18 protein-coding genes and 2 riboswitches are annotated in these 23328 nt (G+C 28.9%); of the genes, 16 read left to right on the top strand and 2 right to left on the bottom strand.

Annotated elements, in window-relative coordinates; all coding sequences use genetic code 11:
* The first annotated feature begins 35 nt into the window (after positions 1-35).
* The 13 genes from EJJ37_RS08135 (at position 36) to EJJ37_RS08075 (ending at position 19166) form a co-directional block, all read left to right on the top strand.
* A complete protein-coding gene (locus EJJ37_RS08135) occupies positions 36-1253 on the top strand; it encodes a M16 family metallopeptidase (RefSeq protein WP_133015105.1) in 1218 nt (405 codons plus the stop codon).
* Positions 1254-1303: 50 nt separating this feature from the next.
* The gene (locus EJJ37_RS08130) at positions 1304-2713 is read left to right on the top strand and encodes an aminotransferase class I/II-fold pyridoxal phosphate-dependent enzyme (protein WP_133015104.1); all 1410 of its coding nucleotides are present in this window, start codon (positions 1304-1306) and stop codon (positions 2711-2713) included.
* Between the two features lie 328 nt (positions 2714-3041).
* Entirely contained in the window at positions 3042-5702 is a 2661-nt protein-coding gene (locus tag EJJ37_RS08125) for an N-acetylmuramoyl-L-alanine amidase (protein WP_133015103.1), read from the top strand.
* A 182-nt stretch (positions 5703-5884) separates the two neighbouring features.
* Positions 5885-6712, top strand: a complete 828-nt coding sequence (locus EJJ37_RS08120) for an HAD family hydrolase (RefSeq protein WP_133015102.1) — start codon at positions 5885-5887, stop codon at positions 6710-6712.
* Between the two features lie 377 nt (positions 6713-7089).
* On the top strand, positions 7090-8607 hold the full coding sequence (locus EJJ37_RS08115) for a sodium-dependent transporter (RefSeq protein WP_133015101.1): 1518 nt from the start codon (positions 7090-7092) through the stop codon (positions 8605-8607).
* A gap of 1 nt (position 8608) precedes the next feature.
* Entirely contained in the window at positions 8609-8716 is a 108-nt protein-coding gene (locus tag EJJ37_RS08110) for a MetS family NSS transporter small subunit (protein WP_133015100.1), read from the top strand.
* Positions 8717-8913: 197 nt separating this feature from the next.
* The gene (gene asnB / locus EJJ37_RS08105; RefSeq protein ID WP_133015099.1) at positions 8914-10755 is read left to right on the top strand and encodes an asparagine synthase (glutamine-hydrolyzing); all 1842 of its coding nucleotides are present in this window, start codon (positions 8914-8916) and stop codon (positions 10753-10755) included.
* A 169-nt stretch (positions 10756-10924) separates the two neighbouring features.
* Positions 10925-11022: riboswitch (purine riboswitch) on the top strand.
* Between the two features lie 126 nt (positions 11023-11148).
* A complete protein-coding gene (locus tag EJJ37_RS08100) occupies positions 11149-12219 on the top strand; it encodes a BMP family lipoprotein (RefSeq protein WP_133015098.1) in 1071 nt (356 codons plus the stop codon).
* Between the two features lie 196 nt (positions 12220-12415).
* A riboswitch (purine riboswitch) is annotated at positions 12416-12513 on the top strand.
* 134 nt (positions 12514-12647) lie between these two features.
* A complete protein-coding gene (locus EJJ37_RS08095; protein WP_133015097.1) occupies positions 12648-13718 on the top strand; it encodes a BMP family lipoprotein in 1071 nt (356 codons plus the stop codon).
* A 437-nt stretch (positions 13719-14155) separates the two neighbouring features.
* Positions 14156-15676, top strand: a complete 1521-nt coding sequence (locus EJJ37_RS08090; protein ID WP_133015096.1) for an ABC transporter ATP-binding protein — start codon at positions 14156-14158, stop codon at positions 15674-15676.
* On the top strand, positions 15676-16755 hold the full coding sequence (locus EJJ37_RS08085) for an ABC transporter permease (RefSeq protein WP_133015095.1): 1080 nt from the start codon (positions 15676-15678) through the stop codon (positions 16753-16755). The genes EJJ37_RS08090 and EJJ37_RS08085 overlap by 1 nt, the downstream gene beginning before the upstream one ends.
* A complete protein-coding gene (locus EJJ37_RS08080; RefSeq protein WP_133015094.1) occupies positions 16755-17702 on the top strand; it encodes an ABC transporter permease in 948 nt (315 codons plus the stop codon). Before EJJ37_RS08085 ends, EJJ37_RS08080 begins: the two co-directional genes overlap by 1 nt.
* Before the next feature lie 162 nt (positions 17703-17864).
* On the top strand, positions 17865-19166 hold the full coding sequence (locus tag EJJ37_RS08075; RefSeq protein ID WP_133015093.1) for a homoserine dehydrogenase: 1302 nt from the start codon (positions 17865-17867) through the stop codon (positions 19164-19166).
* Between the two features lie 796 nt (positions 19167-19962).
* Here EJJ37_RS08075 and EJJ37_RS08070 read toward each other — a convergent pair.
* Positions 19963-20460 (bottom strand): ferritin-like domain-containing protein, encoded by a 498-nt coding sequence (locus EJJ37_RS08070; RefSeq protein ID WP_133015092.1) that lies wholly within the window; start codon positions 20458-20460, stop codon positions 19963-19965.
* Positions 20461-20573: 113 nt separating this feature from the next.
* Entirely contained in the window at positions 20574-21173 is a 600-nt protein-coding gene (locus tag EJJ37_RS08065; RefSeq protein WP_133015091.1) for a hypothetical protein, read from the bottom strand.
* A gap of 183 nt (positions 21174-21356) precedes the next feature.
* Between EJJ37_RS08065 and EJJ37_RS08060 the strand changes: the two genes are divergently transcribed.
* From EJJ37_RS08060 to EJJ37_RS08055, 3 genes are all read left to right on the top strand, one after another.
* Complete coding sequence (locus tag EJJ37_RS08060) at positions 21357-21773, top strand: DUF3785 family protein (RefSeq protein WP_133015090.1); 417 nt, start codon at positions 21357-21359, stop codon at positions 21771-21773.
* A gap of 169 nt (positions 21774-21942) precedes the next feature.
* On the top strand, positions 21943-22077 hold the full coding sequence (locus tag EJJ37_RS21020) for a clostri-philic family protein (RefSeq protein WP_264319222.1): 135 nt from the start codon (positions 21943-21945) through the stop codon (positions 22075-22077).
* 110 nt (positions 22078-22187) lie between these two features.
* Complete coding sequence (locus EJJ37_RS08055) at positions 22188-22844, top strand: peptidylprolyl isomerase (protein WP_133015089.1); 657 nt, start codon at positions 22188-22190, stop codon at positions 22842-22844.
* Positions 22845-23328 lie beyond the last annotated feature (484 nt).

The raw sequence follows: 23328 nt of genomic DNA, 5'->3' as shown, positions 1-23328 counted from the left end.
AAAAATGATATAATAAAAAAAGAGGTGATACATAAATGAAGGATTTTATTTTTGATAATGGATTAAAATTTATTTATAAAAAGAGTAATAGTGAATTAAGCTCAATATGTATATCATTAGATGCAGGAGCAGCTCGTGATGGGGAAATGTTAGGAGTGGCACATGTAACAGAACATATGGTATATAAAGGAACAGAGACAAGAAGTGAAAAGGAAATAAACACAGAATTAAGCAGTATATTTGGTTTCCAAAATGCCATGACTAATTATCCTTATGTTGTATTCTATGGCACTTTATTAAGCGAGGATTTAAAGCAGGGATTAGATTTATTTTCAGATATTCTTTTAGCTCCAGTATTTACTGAAGAAGGCTTTAAGGAGGAGATGGAAGTAATAAAGCAAGAACTTAAAGAATGGGATGAAGACTTAGAGCAATATACAGAAGATAAGCTTTATTATAATTGTATGGAAAATAGAAGAATTAAGTATCCTATTATAGGTACTGAAGAATCATTAAATAGTATGACAATAGATGATGCAATAGATTTTTTTAATAACTATTATTGTGCCAATAATGCAACTATTACTATTATTTCAGATTTAGAGTTTGAAGAAGTAAGAGATATGGTAGAAGAGTATTTTATAGATTGGAGAAGTGAAAAACTACCTGAAACGGAAAAAGTTATTACTATTCCTAAGAGTGGAGTATTTATAGATAGCAAGGAAGAGATTAATAGTGCTAAAGTTCAAATTATATTCCCTATTGATGAGTTAAATCAGTGGGAAATAAAAGCATTAAGAATTTTTAATCAATATTTTGGAGAAGGAGTAAATTCTGTTCTATTTGATACATTAAGAACAAAAAATGCTTTAGTTTATGATGTATTAACAAGAGTGGCTAATGAAGAACATATAAAGGTTTATAAAATTACTTATAGTACTGCACATGAACATGTAGAAAAGTCCATAGAAATAGTCAATGAATTGATAAAAAATATTAATGGATATAGATTTATATTACAAAAGAATGATATTGAAGCTTTAATAAAGAGTTTTAGGTTAAAAAGATTATTTGCAAATGAGCAAAGTGTAAGATTAGCAATGGGAATATCTACATATGATACTATGTTTGGAGATGGAATGTTATATATTGATGAAACTGAAAATTTAGATAAAATACCTGTAGATTATATTATTGATACAGCTAATAAAGTGTTGAAAAATATGACAGTTCAAGTGATAAGTAATAAATAGTTAAGTTGATTTTCATAAAGATTAAAGCAATTTGTTAAGAAGAGGAAGAGATGAGTAAAAGAATACCGTTACTAGATGAAGTTTTAAAATATAGAAAAGAGAATAACCTTATTCTTTCAATGCCAGGAAATAAAAGTGGGATTGGCTTTTTAAGAGATGATATAGGAAAAGAATTTGTAAATAATATGGGGTTCTTAGATATTACAGAAGTTGATCCATTGGATAATCTTCACTGTCCAGAGGGAGTAATAAAAGAAGCTCAAGAATTATTAGCAAAAACTTATGATGTTAAAAAAGCGTATTTTGTTGTTAATGGTAGTACTGCTGGTAATCTAGCTTCTATTTTTGATGCTTTTAATGAGGGGGATGAAATTTTAGTAGAGCGAAATTGTCATAAATCAGTTTATAATGGACTTATTTTAAGAAAATTAAAGGTTAGATATATTGAACCTGTAATTCATAAAGATAATGGTATATTCCTACCACCTACAGAAAAAGAGATATATAAGGCCTTAGATGAATGTAAAGATGCAAAGGGAATAATATTAACTTATCCAAATTATTTTGGAATTGGTTATGATAGATTTGATACTTTAATAGAATTAAAGAAAAAAGGATTGAAAATAATTATAGATGGAGCCCATGGAGCACATTATGGAATAACTGAAAAATTACCTAAATCTATAGTTAAATATGCAGATTATATAGTTTTAAGTGCACATAAGACATTACCAAGTTTAACTCAGGGTTCATATCTTTTAGTTAACAATGATACTAATGTTGATTTTTATTTAAAAGTATTTATGACTACATCACCATCATATTTAATAATGTCATCATTAGATTATTCTAGATATTATTTAGATAATTATGGAAAAGAAGATTATGATAGATTAATTGATTTAGCAAATAAATGGAGTATTAAAATTAATAAGTTAAATAAAGTAAGTGTTTTAAATGAAGAAAACTTACTGGATGGATATAGTTTAGATTCAAGTAGATATATATTGATATTACCAAAAGGTTATAGTGGACATAAGTTGTTAGATTATTTAAGAAATATGAATATACAATGTGAAATGAGCTTTGCAGGTGGAGTAGTTTTGATTTTATCACCATTTAATTTAGAAAAAGATTTTGAAAAAATATATGATTCACTTGAAAAATTAGATTTATCATTATTAGTAGATGTACAATATCAAAATTATTATAGTGTAATTCCTAAGAAAGTATTAGAGCCGTATGAGGTATTTAATATGGAATTTGAATATGTAGATATTTATGAAAGTATAGGTAGAATTTCCAAGGAAGCATTAACTCCATATCCACCTGGAATTCCATTAATTTGTGCAGGTGAAGTTATATCTAAAGAAGCAATTGAGATTATAAGTGGATATATTAGAAATAATAAGACAGTAATAGGGTTAGATGGAGAGCTAGTTAAAGTAATAAAAATCTAGAAAATATAGCAATGAATTGGAGTGAAAATACTAGAAATAAAATCACAATATAAATCAATATATTGTGATTTTATTTCTTTATATTCCTAAATTTACGAGGATAATGGGAAAAATAATAATATTAATTTAAATTACACCAAAATTTTCATTAAATTTGGTTTATTTTGCCGTAAAATTATGTATAATGTAATATAGGGATCTAATTGAAAAAAATAATGAGTGTAGTATGTGTGACTTAAACTGGATAAATTAAAATTTAGAGTTTAAGTCAAATTTTATTAAGAAAATTAAAATTTTAAATCTCACTTATAAGTAAATAGAAAGCAAGGTGGTTAATATTAATAAGTTAAAGATATTAAGTCTATTAATAATTTCAGGAATGTTAATAACTCCTTCTAGCATAGCGCGAGCAGGAGAAATCTATAATGTCTCAGAAAGTGATTTAATTAAATTATTAGAAAAATATAAAAACGAAGAAGTTGTATTAGAAGACGGATTAGTTTTAACTGTTGGTGAAGCCATAAACTTACCTATAAATGAAGGTTGGACTGTTTATAATGAAAATGTAGCAGAGATAGTTGATGGAGAATTAGTAGGAAAAGCTGTTGGAAGCACATTTGTATCTCAACAAACAGACGATACAGTATATATTTTAGAAGTATGTATAACAGAAAATGGAGTATCTGCAGCTAGTTATTCAAGAAGCATAACTAAAAATGTTGATAGAAATTATTATAAAGTATTCATTGATCCAGGTCATGGGGGATATGATAATGGAGCAGTGCAGAACGGAGTACTTGAAGATGAGATAAACCTACAAATATCTCAAAAGATAGAGGCTAAGTTAAAAGCAAAAGGTGTACAAGTTAAAATGAGTAGATATGATGATACATATTTATCATTGACAGAGCGAACGACAATGGCAAATAGTTGGGGTTCTGATATCTTTGTTTCTATACATCAAAATTCTGCAGCAAGCTCTAGTGGTAATGGAATAGAAACTTACTATCATCCAACAAGACAAGATGGTAGAGAATTAGCAAGTGAAATACAAGAGGATTTAATAAAATCTACTAATGCTGTTAATAGAGGTGTTAAGAGTGCTAATTATGCTGTAATTAGAACTTCAAGTATGTCTTCAAGTTTAGTTGAGTGTGGGTTTGTATCAAATCCAACAGAAGCTAAGAATTTAAGCTCTAGCAGTTATCAAGATAAAGTTGCAGAGGGTATTGTTAATGGAATAATGGATTACTTAGAGTCAAATGTTATATTAAATAACGCTGGAAGTAATAATAGTGGAAGTAGCAATACAACAACACAAAGTGGAACAATAAAAGTAAGCGGTGCACTAAACGTAAGAAGCGGAGCAGGAACAGGCTATTCAGTAATAGGTTCATTAAGTAATGGAGCAAATGTAGAAATAGTAGGAACAAGCGGAAGCTGGTATAAAATAAAATATGGAAGTGGATATGGTTATGTAAGCAAAGATTATGTGACAGTATCAACAAGTAGTAATGGTGGAGGTACTAGTAATAGTGGAAATAGTACAACTACAACAACACAAAGTGGAACAATAAAAGTAAGCGGTGCACTAAACGTAAGAAGCGGAGCAGGAACAGGCTATTCAGTAATAGGCTCATTAAGTAATGGAGCAAAAGTAGAAATAGTAGAAACAAGCGGAAGCTGGTACAAGATAAAATACGGAAGTGGATATGGTTATGTAAGTAAAGATTATGTAACAGTATCATCAAGTAATAATAGTGGAAGCAATAATAGTGGAAGTAGTAATAGCGGAAGCACTAGTAATAGTGGAAGTAGCAATACTGCAACAACACAAAGCGGAACAATAAAAGTAAGCGGAGCATTAAATGTAAGAAGCGGAGCAGGAACAAATTATTCAGTAATAGGTTCATTAAGTAATGGAGCAAAAGTAGAAATAGTAGAAACAAGCGGAAGCTGGTACAAGATAAAATACGGAAGTGGATATGGTTATGTAAGTAAAGATTATGTAACAGTATCATCAAGTAATAATAGTGGAAGCAATAATAGTGGAAGTAGTAATAGCGGAAGCACTAGTAATAGTGGAAGTAGCAATACTGCAACAACACAAAGCGGAACAATAAAAGTAAGTGGTGCACTAAACGTAAGAAGCGGAGCAGGAACAGGCTATTCAGTAATAGGCTCATTAAGTAACGGAGCAAAAGTAGAAATAGTAGAAACAAGCGGAAGCTGGTACAAGATAAAATACGGAAGTGGATATGGTTATGTAAGCAAAGATTATGTAACAGTATCATCAAGTAGCAACAGTAATAATGGAAGCACTAGCAATAGTGGAAGTAGCAATACTACAACAACGCAAAGTGGAACAATAAAAGTAAGCGGTTCACTAAACGTAAGAAGCGGAGCAGGAACAAGCTATTCAGTAATAGGTTCATTAAGTAACGGAGCAAAAGTAGAAATAGTAGAAACAAGCGGAAGCTGGTACAAGATAAAATACGGAAGTGGATACGGTTATGTGAGCAAAGACTATGTAACAGTATCATCAAGTAGTAGCAATAGTGGAAGTAGTAGCTCTACAACACAAAGTGGAACAATAAAAGTAAGTGGTGCACTAAACGTAAGAAGTGGAGCAGGAACGAGCTATTCAGTAATAGGTTCATTAAGTAATGGAGCAAATGTAGAAATAGTAGAAACAAGCGGAAGTTGGTACAAGATAAAATACGGAAGTGGATATGGTTATGTATCAAAAGATTATGTTACAATAAATACAAGAAGTATAGCAGAAAATACAGTTCTAAGAGAGGGGACAGCTGTCACTTTAGCATTAAAAGTAAGAAATGAGTCAAATTATGAATCAACTGTTATGGGAACAATAGCTATGGGAGAAAAAGTTTCTGTATTAGAAGATAATGGTGAATGGAGCAAAATAGAATATAATGGTAAAATGGGCTATATATTAAATGAATATGTAGATTTTAATATAGCATAGTTTAAATTTAATATTTTAATTATTGATTAATTAGTTATGTTAGTTTGATTTATGGATATAGTAAATATATGAATAAAAATCAGATTAACATAACTCTTTTAATTTTTATGTAGCATAAACTAAAGTTATGTGTTAAACTAAATAACCCTATATAAATAATATACAAAAGAGGAGAGTAAAAAATGGAATTATTTGTAACGGATTTAGATGGAACATTAATTAATAGTAAGAGAGAAGTTCCTAAAAGATCTTTAGAAATTTTAAATAAATTAATTGAAAGAGGCGTTAATTTTACAGTAGCTACTGCTAGAACTCCAGCAACAGCAGTTGAAATATTACAAAATTTAAATTTAAAATTACCAGTTGCTTTAATGAATGGAGTATTAATATATGATACTAAAGAATTAAAGTATATAGACATTAAAGGAATAGAGAAAGAAGCAGTAAATAAAGTATTAGATATTTTTAAAACACATAAGAAGAGTCCATTAGTATATGGGGTTAAAGATAATCATTTATGGGTCTATCATAAGGAATTTGAAAATGTTTATGAATATAATTTTTATAAAGAGAGAGTTGATAAAAAGTTAAAAACTTTTGTGAAAGTTGAAGATTATAATGGTTCATTAAGAGACTCTAATATAATTAATTTCGTAGCTTTTGATAATTATGAAAAGATAAAGGCTATTGCTGAAGAAATTAAATCTATTGAAGGAATAACAGTAAATTATTATAAAGATGTATATGAAGATTGTTATTTCCTAGAAGCATATAGTAGTGAAGCATCTAAGGCTAATGGTATAAAATATTTATCAAAATATATAGGATATAGCAAAGTTATTTGTTTTGGAGATAACTTAAATGATATACCTATGTTTGAGTTAGCTGATGAAGCATATGCCACTGCAAATGCAGCAGAAGAAATTAAGAAAATAGCTACTGATGTAATAGGTAGTTGTGAAGAAAATGGAGTTGCGGAGTTTTTAGAAAATAGGTTTAAAAATAAATAATAAATTAAAACAGAAAGCGGTATATTATTGATAAAATGATATAATGTTTTCTGTTTTATTACTTTATTTATAAAAAAAATTAAATATATATCTAAAAGGAATAAATGAAAACGATTCAAAAAGGATATATTAAGAATTTCTCTAAAAAAATTAACAAATTGTAAATTGAATTGAATTAAGATATATCAATAGTTTTAAGTGTATAAAAAATGTAAATATAAAATAAATTATAAAATGGTTAATAAATTAATAAGAAAAACTAGATAAAAATTGATGATTTCCCATAATTTACTTGAAGAGAATAATAAAATCATATACTATGATAATAAGGAATAATTGGAAATACATATAAAGATAATTAAAAAGGGGGAGTAACAATGGATAATAAAAGAGATCAGTGGGGAACAAAAGTTGGTTTTATAGTAGCAGCAATAGGCTCAGCAGTTGGATTAGGAAATATATGGAGGTTTCCGTATTTAGTGTATGAAAATGGAGGGGGAGCATTCTTAGTTCCGTATTTCTTTGCCATATTCACAGCTGGTATACCACTATTAATTTTAGAGTATGGAATGGGACATAAATTTAAAGGGTCTACTCCGTTAGCTATGGCAAGGGCAAATAAAAAATGGGAATGGCTTGGATGGTGGCCAAGTATTACTGCATTTTTTATATTAGGATATTATTCAATGATTTTAAGTTGGGCTATGAAGTACTTTACACTAAGTTTTTCAAAAGGCTGGGGTAGTGATCCAAATTCATATTTCTATAATGATTTCTTAAAACTTACAGACTCACCATTTCAATTTGGAACAGTTGTTTGGTCTATATTAATTGGAATAGTATTAGTTTGGGGAATTAGTTGGTTTATATGTTATAAAGGGGTTAAAGGTGGTATAGAAAAGTTAAATAAAGTTTTATTGCCTGCATTAGTTATTATAATGATAGTAATTGTTTTAAAAGGTATAACTTTAGAAGGTGCTACTTTAGGATTAAATAAATTATTCACTCCTGATTGGAGTAAGGTAATGGAACCAAAGGTTTGGATAGCTGCATATGGACAAGTATTTTATTCTTTAAGTTTAGCTATGGGAATAATGATGACATATTCAAGTTATTTGCCTAAAAAGACAGATATAAATAATAGTGCATTTATGACTGCTTTTGCAAACTGTGGATTTGAGTTCTTATGTTCAATTGGGGTATTTGCAATTTTAGGATTTATGGCAACAAGTCAAGGAGTTGGAATTGAAGAAGTTGTTTCAAGTGGTATTGGGTTAGCCTTTATAGTTTTTCCTAAGGTATTTTCAGTTATGGGATCATGGGGAACTATACTAGGATGTTTATTCTTTGCTTGTTTATTCTTTGCAGGATTGACTTCTTGTGTATCCTTAGTTGAAGCTGTATCATCAGCAATAATTGATAAGACAGGTTGGGAGCGTAAAAAGGTAGTTTCTGGTATAGCTTTATTAGGACTTGTTATGAGTTCAATATTTGCATCAGGAGCGGGATTATATATATTAGATATAATGGATAATTTCATTAATTGTTATGGAATTGTAGTTGTAGGATTATTAGAAGCCATTGTTATAGGATGGATAATCAAGGCTGAAACAATTAGAAATCATACAAATAAAATGTCATATTTTAGAATTGGAAAGTGGTGGAATTTTACTGTTAAATTTATAACACCAATAATGCTGGCAATAATGTTAATTAGTAATTTTGTAACAGAAATAAAAACACCTTATGGTGGTTATAATTTAACAGAATTATTAGCATATGGCTGGTCTGTTGTTGGCTTAGGTATAATAGGAGCCATATTATTTTCAAGAAGACCATGGAAAAATAAAGAAATAGAAAAGTTTGAAGAGGTAAGTAAAGAGGAGGTAGTTTAATATGACAGCAACAGCATTAACTTATTTTGCAATTGGTGCAATAGTGTTATGGGGAGGCTTAATAACCACTTTAGCTATCTCTATTAAAAAAGGAAAAGAAATAAATTAGTTAAATCCAAATTAACAATATAAGACATTTAGCAAGTAAAAGGGAGTACTATAGGGGACTCCCTTTTATATTATCTAAATTATTAAAAAAATTATGATTACCGGAAAACAAATATTTAAATTTTTTCTATTCAATGTGGTGCGCAATATCAAAGTTTGTCATATTCTATACTATGAATTTAATGAGAAGGTGAAATTATGTGTGGAATAGCTGGAATAGTAGACTTTAATAAGAGTTTAAAAGGAAAAAGAGATATACTTTGTAAAATGGTAAAAACATTAGAAAGAAGAGGGCCAGATAGTGAGGGATTATATGACACTAACAACGTATTGTTTGGACATAGAAGATTAATAGTTGTTGATCCTGAAGGTGGTAAGCAACCAATGATTAAAATTGTAGGGGGAAAAAAATACGTTATAGTATATAATGGGGAACTTTATAATACAGAAGACTTAAGAAAAGAGTTGTTAGAGGAAAAATTTACTTTTGACTCTTATTCAGATACAGAAGTATTATTGACATCATATATTGCTTGGGGAATAGATGCTATTAAGAAATTAAATGGAATATTTACATTTGCTATATATGATGAAGATAAGCAACAAGTATTTTTAGCTAGGGATCCTATGGGGGTTAAACCATTATTTTATTCTAAAAAGGGGAGTACACTAATTTTTGGATCTGAAATTAAGACAGTACTTGCACATCCTGAAGTAAAGGCAGAAATTGATAGGGATGGATTAACAGAGCTTTTTGCCTTAGGGCCAGCGGTATCACCAGGAAGTGCAGTATATAAGGGGATAAATGAAATAGCACCAGCAAATTGTATGTTAGTGACAAAAGATAATATGAAGATATGGGAATATTGGAAAGTTGAAGCTAGAGAGCTAAATGAAACAACTGATGAATCAGTAAGTCATGTTAGACAACTATTAATTGATGCTATAAAAAGGCAATTAGTAGGGGATGTACCAGTGTGTACATTCTTATCAGGAGGATTAGATTCATCAGCAATATCAGCAATAGCAGCTGCTGATTTTAAAGAAAAAGGAAAAAGGCTAACAACTTATTCAATAGATTATGAAGGTAATGATAAGTATTTTAAAGCATCATTATTTCAACCAACTTCAGATCAATATTTTGCCGAACGAATGGCAAAATTTATAGATAGCGATCATAGAACTGTTTTATTGAAACAAGAAGATTTGGCTCATGCTTTGAGAGAATCTACTTTTAGTAGAGATTTACCTGGTATGGCAGATGTAGACTCATCACTTCTGTTGTTCTGTAAGGAGATTAGAAAGGATTTTGTTGTTGGATTATCAGGAGAATGTGCTGATGAATTATTTGCTGGATATCCTTGGTTCACAAATGAGGAAATGATAAATGCTAATACTTTTCCATGGTCAAGATCTGTAGGAGAAAGAAAAACAATTTTAAATGATAATCTTAAAAATATAAAGATTGAAGAGCTTACAAATGAAGAGTACTTGAAAACTTTAAAACAAGTACCACATTTAGATAATGAAGATAAAAAAACTTATAGAATGAGAGAGTTATTTTATCTAAATTTAAAATGGTTTATGGTTAATTTGTTAAACAGAAAAGATAGGTCAAGTATGTATAATAGTTTAGAAGTTAGAGTTCCTTTTGCAGATTATAGAATTGTAGATTATGCTTTTAATTTACCAGTAGATGTAAAACTTTTAGATGGAAGAGAAAAGGGATTGTTAAGGAAAGCATTAGTAGGTATACTTCCAGATGAAATAATATATAGAAAAAAGAGTCCATATCCAAAGACTCATAACCCTATATATACTAATATTGTTTGTAGTATGATGAATGAAATATTAAATGATAAAACTTCACCTATACTTCAAATAATAAACAAAGATAAGGTTCAAGAAATAGTGGATACAAAGGGACAATCATATAAGACACCTTGGTTTGGACAACTTATGACAGGACCACAAATGATTGCGTATTTAATTCAAGTTGATACTTGGTTAAGAGAGTACAATGTTAATATATTAGTATAAGTAAATTAGAGTTTTAAATTTATAATATTATAGAAAGAGGGTTGAAACTTAATAGGTTTTAATCTTCTTTTTATTTTAAGCTAATTAAAATAAAAAGAAGATTAAAAATAATGAATTTTTATTACAAAATAAATCAAATATTGACAATGTAAAGTATATAAATTATAATAATACGGATAATTACAGGGCTCATATAAATCTCAGATATGGTGAGATGTTTCTACTGAAAACCTTAAATTTTCAACTATGAGTGAGCTTGATATATTTTAACTCTATACGAATTATATATGAGTTATAGTGTATTAAATTCACTATAGTAATTTATGTGTTTTTGAATATAGAGTAAATATTATAAAGCTTATAAAAAATAGAATACTTAGGAGGCGTCTACTTATGAAGAAAAAAGTTATTGCATTAGCACTTTCAGCGCTAATGGTAACAGGATTAGTTGGTTGTGGAAGCGATAACAACTCATCAACATCAGAAGGAAGTACATTAAAGGTTGGTATGGTTACTGATACAGGAACAATTGATGATAAATCATTCAACCAAGGTACATGGGAAGGAATTGAAAAGGCTGAAAAGGAATTTGGACTTGAAACAACATTTATGCAACCAAATGGAGAGTCAGAATCAAGTTACTTAACAGAAATTCAAAACCTTTATGATTCAGGTTATAAGTTTATAGTAACTCCAGGTTACAAATTTGAAACAGCTATCTATAAAGCTCAAAGTCAATATGAAGATGCAAAATTCGTTTTAATCGATGGAGAACCAAATGATGGTAACGATAATTATGTTGTAGCAGACAATACAGTTGCAATATACTTTGCTGAAGAGCAAAGCGGATTTATAGCAGGTGTTGCAGCAGCAGTTGAATTACAAACTGGTGATTTTGGATTTATTGGCGGAATGGAAGTACCATCAGTTAAGAAGTTTAACTATGGATTCCAACAAGGTGTAGCTTATGCTAATGAGCATTATGGAACAAATATTAGCTTAAAGGCTGAAAATATAGTTTACTCAGGTTCATTCTCTGATACTGCATTAGGACAACAGTTAGCAGCTCAAATGTATGATAGTGGAGTTAAGGCAATATTCACTGCTGCAGCAGGAGTTAATATAGGTGTTATTACAGAAGCTAAGTCAAGAGTTGTTAATGGTGAAGAAGCATGGGTTATAGGTGTTGATTCAGACCAATACGATGATGGTATTTATGAAGGAAATAAATCAGTAGTGTTAACTTCAGCTATTAAAAAGATTCAAGAAGCAGCATATGAAATAATAGAAAATGAAATAAATGGTGAATTCCCAGGTGGACAAGTATTAAGATTTGATGCTACTCATGATGCAGTGGGTATTCCAAGTGAAAATCCAAACTTAAGTGAAGATACAATCACAAAAGTTAATGAAGTTACAGATGCTATTAAATCAGGTGAAATAGAAGTTAAAACTGAATTATAGAATTAATATAAAGTTGGGGCTATGCTAATTGATATTAACATAGTCCCTTTTGAATTTAAATTCTATAAAAAATAGATAATTAGTAAATAACAACCAATAAATTTTATAAAAAGATATAAAATGTAACAAAAAAATAAAAAAATATTATTTAAAATAAAACTTATGTTGACAAGCATAAATGTATAAATTATAATAAAACACGAACAATAGAACAACTCATATAAGTCCCAGATATGGTGGGATGTTTCTACCGGAAGCCACAAATTTCCGACTATGAGTGAACTTAATGTATACTAACTCTATACGAACTATAAAAGAGTTTTTAACGTATTAATTTCACTTTAGGAATTGATACGTTTTTTTGTGTGTATAAGAGTAAGTATTATAAGTTTATCAAAAAAATATAAACCATTTAGGAGGAGATTTTCATGAAAAAAAGAGTTATAGCATTAGCACTTTCAGCACTAATGGTAACAGGATTAGTTAGTTGTGGAACTAACAGTGATTCAGGCAATTCAGCAGAAACAACATTAAAGGTTGGTATGGTTACTGACGCAGGAACAATTGATGATAAGTCATTTAACCAAGGTACGTGGGAAGGAATTCAAGCGGCTGAAAAAGAACTTGGAATTGAAAAGAACTACATGCAACCAGCAGGAGAAACAGAGGCGAATTATTTAACAGAAATACAAAATCTTTATGATGCAGGATATAAATTTATTGTAACTCCAGGTTATAAGTTCGAAAGTGCTATATATAAGGCACAAGATCAATATAAAGATGCAAAATTTGTTATAATTGATGGTGCTCCACATGATGGAAATGATAACTATGTTGTAGGGGAAAATACAGTTGCTATATACTTTGCTGAAGAACAAAGTGGATTTGCAGCAGGTGTTGCAGCAGCAGTTGAGTTACAAACAGGTGAATTAGGATTTATTGGTGGAATGGAAATACCTTCAGTTCAAAAATTCAACTATGGATTCCAACAAGGGGTAGCTTATGCTAATGAAAATTATGGAACAAATGTTAGCTTAAAAGCTGAAAATATAGTTTATTCAGGATCATTCTCTGATTCAGCTTTAGGACAACAATTAGCAGCTCAAATGTATGACAATGGTGTTAAGGCAATATTTGCTGCAGCTGGTGGAGTTGGTACTGGAGTTATAACAGAAGCAAAAACAAGAGTTGTTAATGGAGAAGAAGTATGGGTTATAGGTGTTGACTCAGATCAATATTCTGATGGTATATATGAAGGAAATAAATCTGTAATTTTAACTTCAGCTATTAAGAAGATTGATGAAGCTGCTTATCAAATGATTGAAGATCAATTAAATGATAAATTCCCAGGTGGAGAAACATTAACATTTGATGCATCTAATGATGGTGTTGGTATACCAGCAGAAAATCCAAACTTAAGTGATGATACGGTAAGTAAAGTTAATGAAGTTTTAGAAGCTATTAAGAATGGTGAAATAGAAGTTAAAACTGAATTATAAAATATTATAATAAAAAGGGCTATGCTAAATAATTTACATAGCTCTTTTTATATGAAAAAGTATAATTAAAAATGTTAAATAGTATACACTAATTTAAATTTATACATTTTGTGGAAAAAATAATAACCAATAATTATATTATATGGAAATAAAGGAATAAATATAATTGGGTTAAATAGAAAATAATGTTACATTATTAGGATAAATGCAGATAAAATGTATATATTTTGAAAAAATATATAAATATAATTAATATAGTATACTATATTATAAAAAATAGAGAAAAAAATGTTGAAAATGCGAATTATATAAATTATACTTAGAAGGAAGTTTCGTGCGTAATTATGAAATTACTATATAAGCATATCAATTTATAAGTTGAATAAGTTAATTAGTAATATGTATTAATAAAATAATTATATAAGAGGAGGATATCCATGGAATATGTAGTTGAGATGCTAAATATCCGCAAAGAGTTTCCTGGAATAGTAGCAAATGATAATATTACACTGCAACTAAAAGAGGGAGAAATTCATGCTCTTTTAGGCGAAAATGGTGCAGGAAAATCAACATTAATGGGAATGTTATTTGGAATGTACAAGCCAGATAGAGGTTCCATAAAGGTTAGAGGAAAAGAAGTAAAAATATCTAATCCTAATGTTGCAAATGATTTAGGAATTGGTATGGTTCATCAGCACTTTAAATTAGTAGATAACTTTACAGTTACAGAAAATATAATTTTAGGGTGTGAACCTAGAAAAGGATTGACAGTAGACATTAAAAAAGCTGCAAAAAAAATTGAAGAGTTATCTAAAAAATATGGTTTAAATGTTGACCCTTATGCAAAAATCGAAGATATATCTGTGGGAATGCAACAAAGAGTAGAAATATTAAAAATGCTTTATAGAGATGCCAATGTTTTAATATTTGACGAACCAACAGCTGTATTAACTCCAAACGAAATTGATGAGTTAATTTCAATTATGAAGAACATGACTAAAGAAGGAAAATCTATTATCTTAATTACTCATAAATTAAGAGAAATTAAAGAATCAGCTAATAGATGTACAGTTATTAGAAGAGGGAAATATATAGGAACTGTTGATGTAAAAGACGCTACAGAAGCTGATATGGCTAAAATGATGGTTGGAAGAGAAGTATCATTTAAAGTTGAAAAAGTTGAAGCAAAACCAAAGGATGTAGTTGTAAAAATAGAAAACTTATCTGTTAATAATAATAAAAAAGTACTTGGCTTAAAGAATTTTTCTTTAGATATTAGAGCTGGAGAAATAGTTGGTATTGCTGGTGTTGAAGGTAATGGACAAACTGAATTAGTTGAAGCATTAACTGGTATGAGAAATGTTGAGTCAGGAAACATAATATTTAAAGGGAAAAATATAGTTAAAGAATCAATACGTCAAAGAATAGATGATGGTATGGCACATATTCCAGAAGATAGACATAAAAGAGGGTTAATTCTTGATTATACAATGGAAGATAATATGGTACTTAAAGCCTATAGAAATAAGCCATTTTCTAAGAATGGTTTAATTAATAGAGCAAAGATTTCTGAATATGCAAAAAAAATTATTGAAACATTTGATGTTAGATCAGGTGAAGGTGGAAAATCTATAGCAAGATCATTATCAGGTGGTAACCAACAAAAAGGTGTAATTGGACGTGAAATAGAATCTGATCCAGATTTCTTAATTGCAGTTCAACCAACTAGAGGATTAGATGTTGGATCAATAGAATATATTCATAAAAGATTAGTAGAACAAAGAGATTTAGGAAAAGCAGTTTTATTAGTATCTCTTGAGTTAGATGAAGTTTTAAATGTATCTGATAGAATAGCTGTTGTAAATAACGGTGAATTAATAGGAATAGTAAATGCTAATGAAACAAATGAAAATGAAGTTGGTTTAATGATGGCCGGCATAAAGAAGGAGGAAGCTTAGTGCATAAGAATCAATTATTAAAATCTATTATGGCAGTAGTTTTAGGATTACTTGCTGGATTTTTACTAATGCTAGCAATGGGATTTAATCCAATAGATGGTTATACTTATTTATTTAAGGGCGGATTAATGAATCCTCAAAGAATAGGTAACTCCATTGCAACTGCAACACCATTAATTCTTACTGGATTATCTTTTGCTTTTGCAAATAGAACTGGGTTGTTCAATATAGGTACGCCAGGTCAAATGTTAGCTGGTGGTTTTACTGTAACAGCTATAGGATTATTAGTTGATTTACCATCTCCTATATTAGTACCATTAATGATTATTTGCGGTATTTTAGCAGGGGCTATTTGGGCAGCTGTACCAGGACTTTTAAAAGCATTATTTAATGTTAATGAAGTTGTTTCAGCTATTATGATGAACTGGACTGCATATTGGATAGTTTATTATATGGTTCCACAATATTTAAAAGGAACTACTGAAACAGAATCAGCTAGATTAGCAGATTCAGCAACTTTAAAGGCAGATTGGTTATCAAATATATTTGGTGGTTCGTACATAAACTATGGAATATTCCTAGCTATATTTTCTGTATTAGTTATATGGTTTATTTTAAATAAGACTGTTTTAGGATATGAATTAAAAGCTGTTGGATACAATAGATTTGGTGCTGAATATGCAGGTATGCCTGTAAATAGAAATATAGTAATTTCAATGATGATAGCAGGTGGACTAGCTGGATTAGCTGGTGTTGCTCAATATATGGGTAACTCTGCAGTACTTCAAATTGGTGTAATGCCAGCTCAAGGTTTTGATGGAATAGCTGTTGCTTTATTAGGTAATAACAGTCCATTTGGAGTATTATTATCAGCATTATTCTTTGGTGTATTATATGTTGGTAAAGGATTTATGAATGCCAATGTTAAGGTACCACCAGAATTAGCAGATACAATAATAGCTACAATTATTTATTTTGCTGCAACAAGCGTAGTTATGGACAAGGTAATTAAGAGTATAAAGAAAAAAAGAGCTGATAAAAAATTAGTAACATCTGGTGAAAGGGCGGTGGAAAAATAATGTGGGATATAGTTGTACAAATTTTTCCTTATGCAATAGCGTATACTATACCTATGCTAATTACTGCTTTAGGGGCGCTTTATTGTGAAAGAAGTGGTATTGTAAATATAGGGTTAGATGGATTTATGATAGTAGGTTCTTTTGCTGGAGCATTAACAATATCTCAACTTCAAGCAGCAGGTGTTAGTGGAGCATTATGGATAGGGCTTTTAGTTGCTGCAATAGTTGGAGCTTTATTCTCACTTTTACATGCATTTGCAAGTATTAATTTAAATGCAGATCAGGTTATAAGTGGTACAGCAATTAATATGATGGCTGGAGCTTTAACAGTATTCTTAGCAAGAAACATGACTGGTAGTGGTAATATAAGAATAACTTTAGGATTCTTACCAAAAAGTATTCCAGTATTAAAGGATATTCCAATAATAGGACCATTACTATTTACAAAGACTTATATTACAACATGGTTAGTATTAGCAATATTAATAATAAGTGTATTCTTACTATATAAGACTTCATTTGGATTAAGATTAAGATCTTGTGGAGAAAACCCACAAGCTTCTCAAGCAGCTGGTATTAATGTAATGAGAACTAGATATATTGGTGTTATGATATCAGGTGCATTAGCTGCATTAGGTGGATGTATAATATTAGTAACATATTCTGGTGAGTTTAATGGAAGTGTTGCAGGATTAGGATTCCTTTCATTAGCAGCATTAATATTTGGACAATGGAGACCTTTAGGAATATTAGCATCTACTTTCTTCTTCGGATTTGCATCAACATTAGCAAATGTTGCACAAGTAATTCCAGAGTTAGCAAGTATACCATTAGTAGTATTAAAGGTATTCCCTTATGTAGTTACATTAATTGCATTAATTATATTCTCTAAATCTTCACAAGCACCAAAGGCTGCTGGTGAAATATTTGATGCAGGAAAAAGATAGATTTAAATTAAATAAAAGAGGCTTTTTAAAGCTTCTTTTATTTTTTTACTTATTTTTAAAAAATTATTATATGGAAAATTTAAGAAATGTATTATAATTAATATATTATAATATTTATAATACATATACATTGGGGATATAAATATAAAGGGGGATTACTTAATGAAAAAAGTAAAAATAGCCTTGTTAGGTTTAGGAAATGTAGGTAGAGGTGTATATATAATATTACATCAGAATAAAGAAGAAATTATGAAAAGATCAGGTTATGAAATTGAAATTTCTAAGATCTTAGTGAGAGATTTAAATAAAAATAGGGGAGTTGAAGTACCAGAAGATATTTTAACTACTGATTTTGAAGAGATATTAAATGATGACTCTATAAAACTTGTAGTTGAAGTTATGGGTGGTATAGAACCGGCTAGAGAATATATGTTAAGAGCTATGGAAGCAAAAAAACATATAGTTACTGCTAATAAAATGCTACTTGCAACAGAAGGTGATGAAGTCTTTGAAAAGGCTGAAGAAATGGGAGTTATGTTCCAATATGAAGCAAGTGTTGCTGGGGGAATACCTATAATTAATGGTATAAATGAAAATTTAACTGCAAATAAAGTAAATGAACTATATGGAATAGTTAATGGAACAACAAATTATATATTAAGCAAAATGGAACTAGAGCAACTAGATTTTGATTCAGTATTACAAGAAGCTAAAGAAAAAGGATATGCAGAAGCAGATCCTACATCAGATATTGAAGGATATGATGCTCAATATAAACTTGCCATTCTTGCTTCCTTAGCCTTTGGTACTAAAGTTGATATTAATGATGTATATAGAGAAGGAATAACTAAGATAAAACCAATAGATATGAAATATGCCAGTGATTTTGGAATGTCAATAAAATTACTAGCTATTGCTAAAGATGATAATGGAAGAATAGAGTTAAGGGTACATCCTACTATGATACCAGAGACTCATCCACTTGCTAATGTATATGATTCATTTAATGCAATATTTATAAATGGAAATGCTGTAGGAGATTTAATGTTCTATGGTAGAGGAGCAGGTGATTTGCCTACAGGTAGTGCAGTTGTAAGTGATATAATTGCTATTTTAAGAAAAAATATAGAAGTGGAAAATCAAAATCCAATTATCAGAAATAATTTATGGGAAAAGCAAGTTAAAAATATAGATGAAGTTGAAAGTAGATATTATATAAGAGTAACTGTTGAAGACAAGCCAGGTGTATTAGGACAAATAACTACTATTTTTGGTTCTAATAGAGTAAGTTTAAAATCAGTTATTCAAAAAGGCAGAAAGAATGATGAAAGTCATGAAGTAGCTTTAGTTTTAATAACACATAAAACTAAAGAAGCTTTAATAAATGATTCTATAGAAAAGTTATATGACTTAAGAACAGTAAAAGATATAGAAAACATAATAAGAATAGAAGACTTTAACTAAATTGTTCTTTAGGGCTTGAATGCCGTGATGACGAAAATTAATGATATTATCTCCAGGAATTAGTGTAATTTGCGTTAAGAATTTATATTATTTTTTCCGGAAAAGGGGCTAAAGCTTCGAAAGTCACTTTGTTCCCTCAGCTTCTTAACGCCCCTTTTCCTCCAAAAATAATTAAATTCTAAAACTTAATTACAATATTCCTTCCGATAATATCATTAATTTTTCTCTATCACTGGTTCTTAAGCTAAAAGATATAATTTCCTGCGTAATCACCTTAAGAGTTAACGACTTCTGCTATATTTTATATAATAAATTGTTAACTTATAAATATATATATTTTTAAATAAACTAAGAATATTAATATACAAATTAACTATTTTATCAAAATAATATGTAGCACAAAACATTAACTATAAAGGGAGTGTGTTATAAGCATATACATGAAAAAAGAAAAAATGAAATATTAATTTGGAGGGATGATTGAAATTAAGCCGTAGAATTTAATAATTGATGGAGTAAAGTTGAGTAAAGTGAAGCTCTAAATCTTGATTTAGTTAGCTGAACTTACTCCTCTGAGCGATAGTGAAGAGTGAGTTTCCTTTTAAAAGGAAGCACCTTCTCCTTACGTCGAATGTGTAAGTTCGATTTACAAAATTGAAATTTTGAATCTCACTTAAGTTTAAAAACTTTAGCAAACTTTACGGAATCAATTATATAAATTCTAGGTGAAAATTTCACCATTACCGGAAAATAAATATTTCATTTTTTCGCTTCCATGTGGTGCGTAATATATTTTTTATTTTACGTATTTGGTGTAAAGGTTGACTAGGAGTTGGATGTGGAATTCTTCGTCTAGGATAATTCTTTTAAGTACGGCATTTATATATTTATCATCAATTTGAGTTATAGTTTCTTTATATTGCTTAATAGCTGCTTTTTCATCTTGAATATCAATAGTAAGAATATCTTTAATTGATGATAAATCATAATTTACTAATTTACTGGACCAATAATTTTTCTTTTTATTATTAATCCAGTAACCTGGCTCTCCACCAAGTAGAATTATTATTTTACCAAGCATTTCTAAATGATGCATTTCAACAATAGATATACCGCATAGAGTGTCTGATATTTCTTTATTACTATAGGTTAATGCAATTTGATGATAAGTATATTGTGCTATAGCGTCAAACTCGGAAATAGCACTAGAGTAATTAAGTAAGATTAAGTCAATATATTTTGAATTTTTTTCTTTTACTTTAATTTCTGGATATGGAAGATCAATTGAATACATTTATATACTCCTTAAATTAATTATAGTGTATCAGTATATTTTATGAATAGATATAGATAAATGTTAAGAAATAGAAAAACTCTAAAGTAGACTAAATCTACTTTAGAGTTTTTTTAAGACATTAATCTAGAAATTACTCTAGATATTCTTTGAGAGTTATATAGAATGAAATTATTTCTAATAGCTCTATCTTCATTTATAAATCCTTCATAAAAAAGAGTTTTATTTTCTATTTCTAGTAAATCCATAGGCTTGATTACCTCAGGAAGCTTGTCCGTTTTATAGATACCACTATTGATTAATAGCTCTGCTACAAATTGAGAACAGAAATAATAGTACTCTCTTTTATGAGGTTTATTAAAGTAAGCAGTTACTGTTCCAAGAACACTATATTTATACTCGTCTTTATTTTCAAAAAATTTATTAATTTCATTTTGTAAAAAATTGAATTGCTCAGAAGTAATATTGACTTTATATACTAAGCACCTACTGTTAGGGTACATAGCAAATACACCATCATATAGATTTTCCTCAACAAGGCCAGCTGGTAAAACTCTGCTTGGAATTTTGCGGCCGAAGGAAAACATTTGAGTGAAGGAGCTATCAAGAGATAAAGAAACATGAGAGTATTCTTTTTGTGTAAAAAGAGCAATTATATTAGAAAACATAGTTCCAGTTCTAGACAAAACTATGTATATATCTCTATTATTCAAATTAAATCCCCTCCTTTTATTTTATAGTCTATATTGTACACTAAAAATATGTAACTGTTAATAATTTTTTTACAAAATTCACACAAACTTTTATTAAATAACTTTATTTATGAATACTGGTATGTTATTATGTACAATAAAGTAATGCAAAGAAAACTTAAAAAAGAAAGGAAGGTAATTTAAATGGAATTTAAATTTACTTTTGATGATAAAGAATATATTTTAAATGAAGATAATCTTGAGTATTTTGTAAATGATGAAGAGAATCCAATTAAAGATATAGATGAGAAAAAAATAATAGAGATATTACATAATAGTGAGAATGTTGAATTTACAAAGGCATTTTTTGATTTCCCTTGTGAAAACTGTAATGAAGGAGTTGCTGAGAAAAAGAAGTTTTTTGATTTCTTAGGGTTTAATTTTTATATATATACGAAAAATGAGGAGTATGTAATAAGTACTTTAGATAAAGAGTATGAAGGTTTATCTTTTAAAAGATTAATGAAAAGTGGAAAAGTAGATAATAGTTATATTGTAATGATAAATGTTTGTAAGCATTGTGGAAGTTATTCTATAGAAATTGAAGAGTTTGAAGTTTAGTTTAAAAAGGTTGGTATGTATTATAATTTAATTCATATCAACCTTAAAATTTTTATAAGCTCAAGTAATATAGGTTATTTTTTTTTATTTATATTAAAATTCTTAGTGTTTTTTGAATTATATATAGAAGTTTTGTAGAAAATAATATAGAAGGGAGCGTGTCTTACAAATGAGTACTGATAAATTTAAAGATAAAAAGTATCAAAAGGGAGAAAGAAGACAAAAACTTCATCAAAATCAAAATAATGTAGGAAATGATAAAAATCCTAGTGAATATAAAAGCTTTGATGGAGAACCTCTTTAGTAAATTTTTAGAAAAATAGCATATAGGTCTAGATGAAAAAAGCTTAACTTGAGGGTTAAGCTTTTTTTTGATATCATAAAAAATGACAAAGTTTTTTGTGGAGGGTATTTATGAATAAAGTTATTAAAAAGGGCGTAATTTTAGTAGGAATAAGCGCTATGTTAATTGGATTAGTAGGATGTACAAATAATACTTCAAATCAAAATAATACTGAAGAAAGTGTAGTAACAATTGAATCAACAGGAGAGTTACCAATAGCAATAATTAAAGTTAAAGACTTTGGAACAATAAAAGCAGAATTATATCCAGATAAAGCACCTAATACAGTCAATAATTTTATATCATTAGCTAATTCTGGATTTTACGATGGATTAATATTTCACAGAGTAATTAAAGATTTTATGAATCAAGGTGGAGATCCAGATGGAATTGGTACAGGAGGTCCAGGGTACTCAATTAAAGGAGAATTTAGTAGTAATGGATATACAAATAATGATTTAAAACATACAGCAGGTGTTTTATCAATGGCAAGATCAAATAATCCTGACTCAGCAGGAAGTCAATTTTTTATAATGGCTAAAGAAGCATCACATCTTGATGGTGATTATGCTGCTTTTGGAAAAGTAACTGAGGGAATGGATGTAGTAGAAGCTATTAATTCAGTTGAAACTGATAGAAATGATAAACCATTAAAAGATGTAGTTATTGAAAGTATTACAGTAGATACAAAGGGAATAAATTACAAGGAACCAGAAAAAGTAGAATAATAACTAAATTGTTCGTTACGTGGAAGCGAAAAAATGAAATAGTTATTTTCTACGGCTTAATTTCAATGGCCCTTCCAAATTAATATTTCATTTTTTCTTTTTTCACATAACTACCTATACATAAAACCTTGCAGTTAATTTCTTCTACTACATACTGTATGACAAGTCGTTAACTAAAAGTATTTTAATATCTTGATAAAATAAGGGTCATTAAATTAAAAGATAATTATTCTATCAAAATAATTTATAGCACAAAACATTAACTTTATAGTATTTCTCTTTTAAATTGCAGACCTAGGCTTTAAAGCTAGTGATAGAGAAAAATTAATGATATAACCGGAAGAAAGTATTATATAATAAGCTTTAGAATTTAATTATTATTGTAATAAAATTAGCGTTAAGAAGCTGAGGTAAGCGATAGCGAACTTCGAAGCTTTAGCTAATTTTATGGAAATAATAATATAAATTCTTAGCGAAATTATAT

Source organism: Clostridium cuniculi (assembly GCF_004353185.1).
GTDB lineage: Bacteria > Bacillota > Clostridia > Clostridiales > Clostridiaceae > Clostridium > Clostridium cuniculi.
The sequence above is the reverse complement of the archived record's forward strand: the minus strand, read 5'-3'. Positions and strand labels throughout refer to the sequence as shown.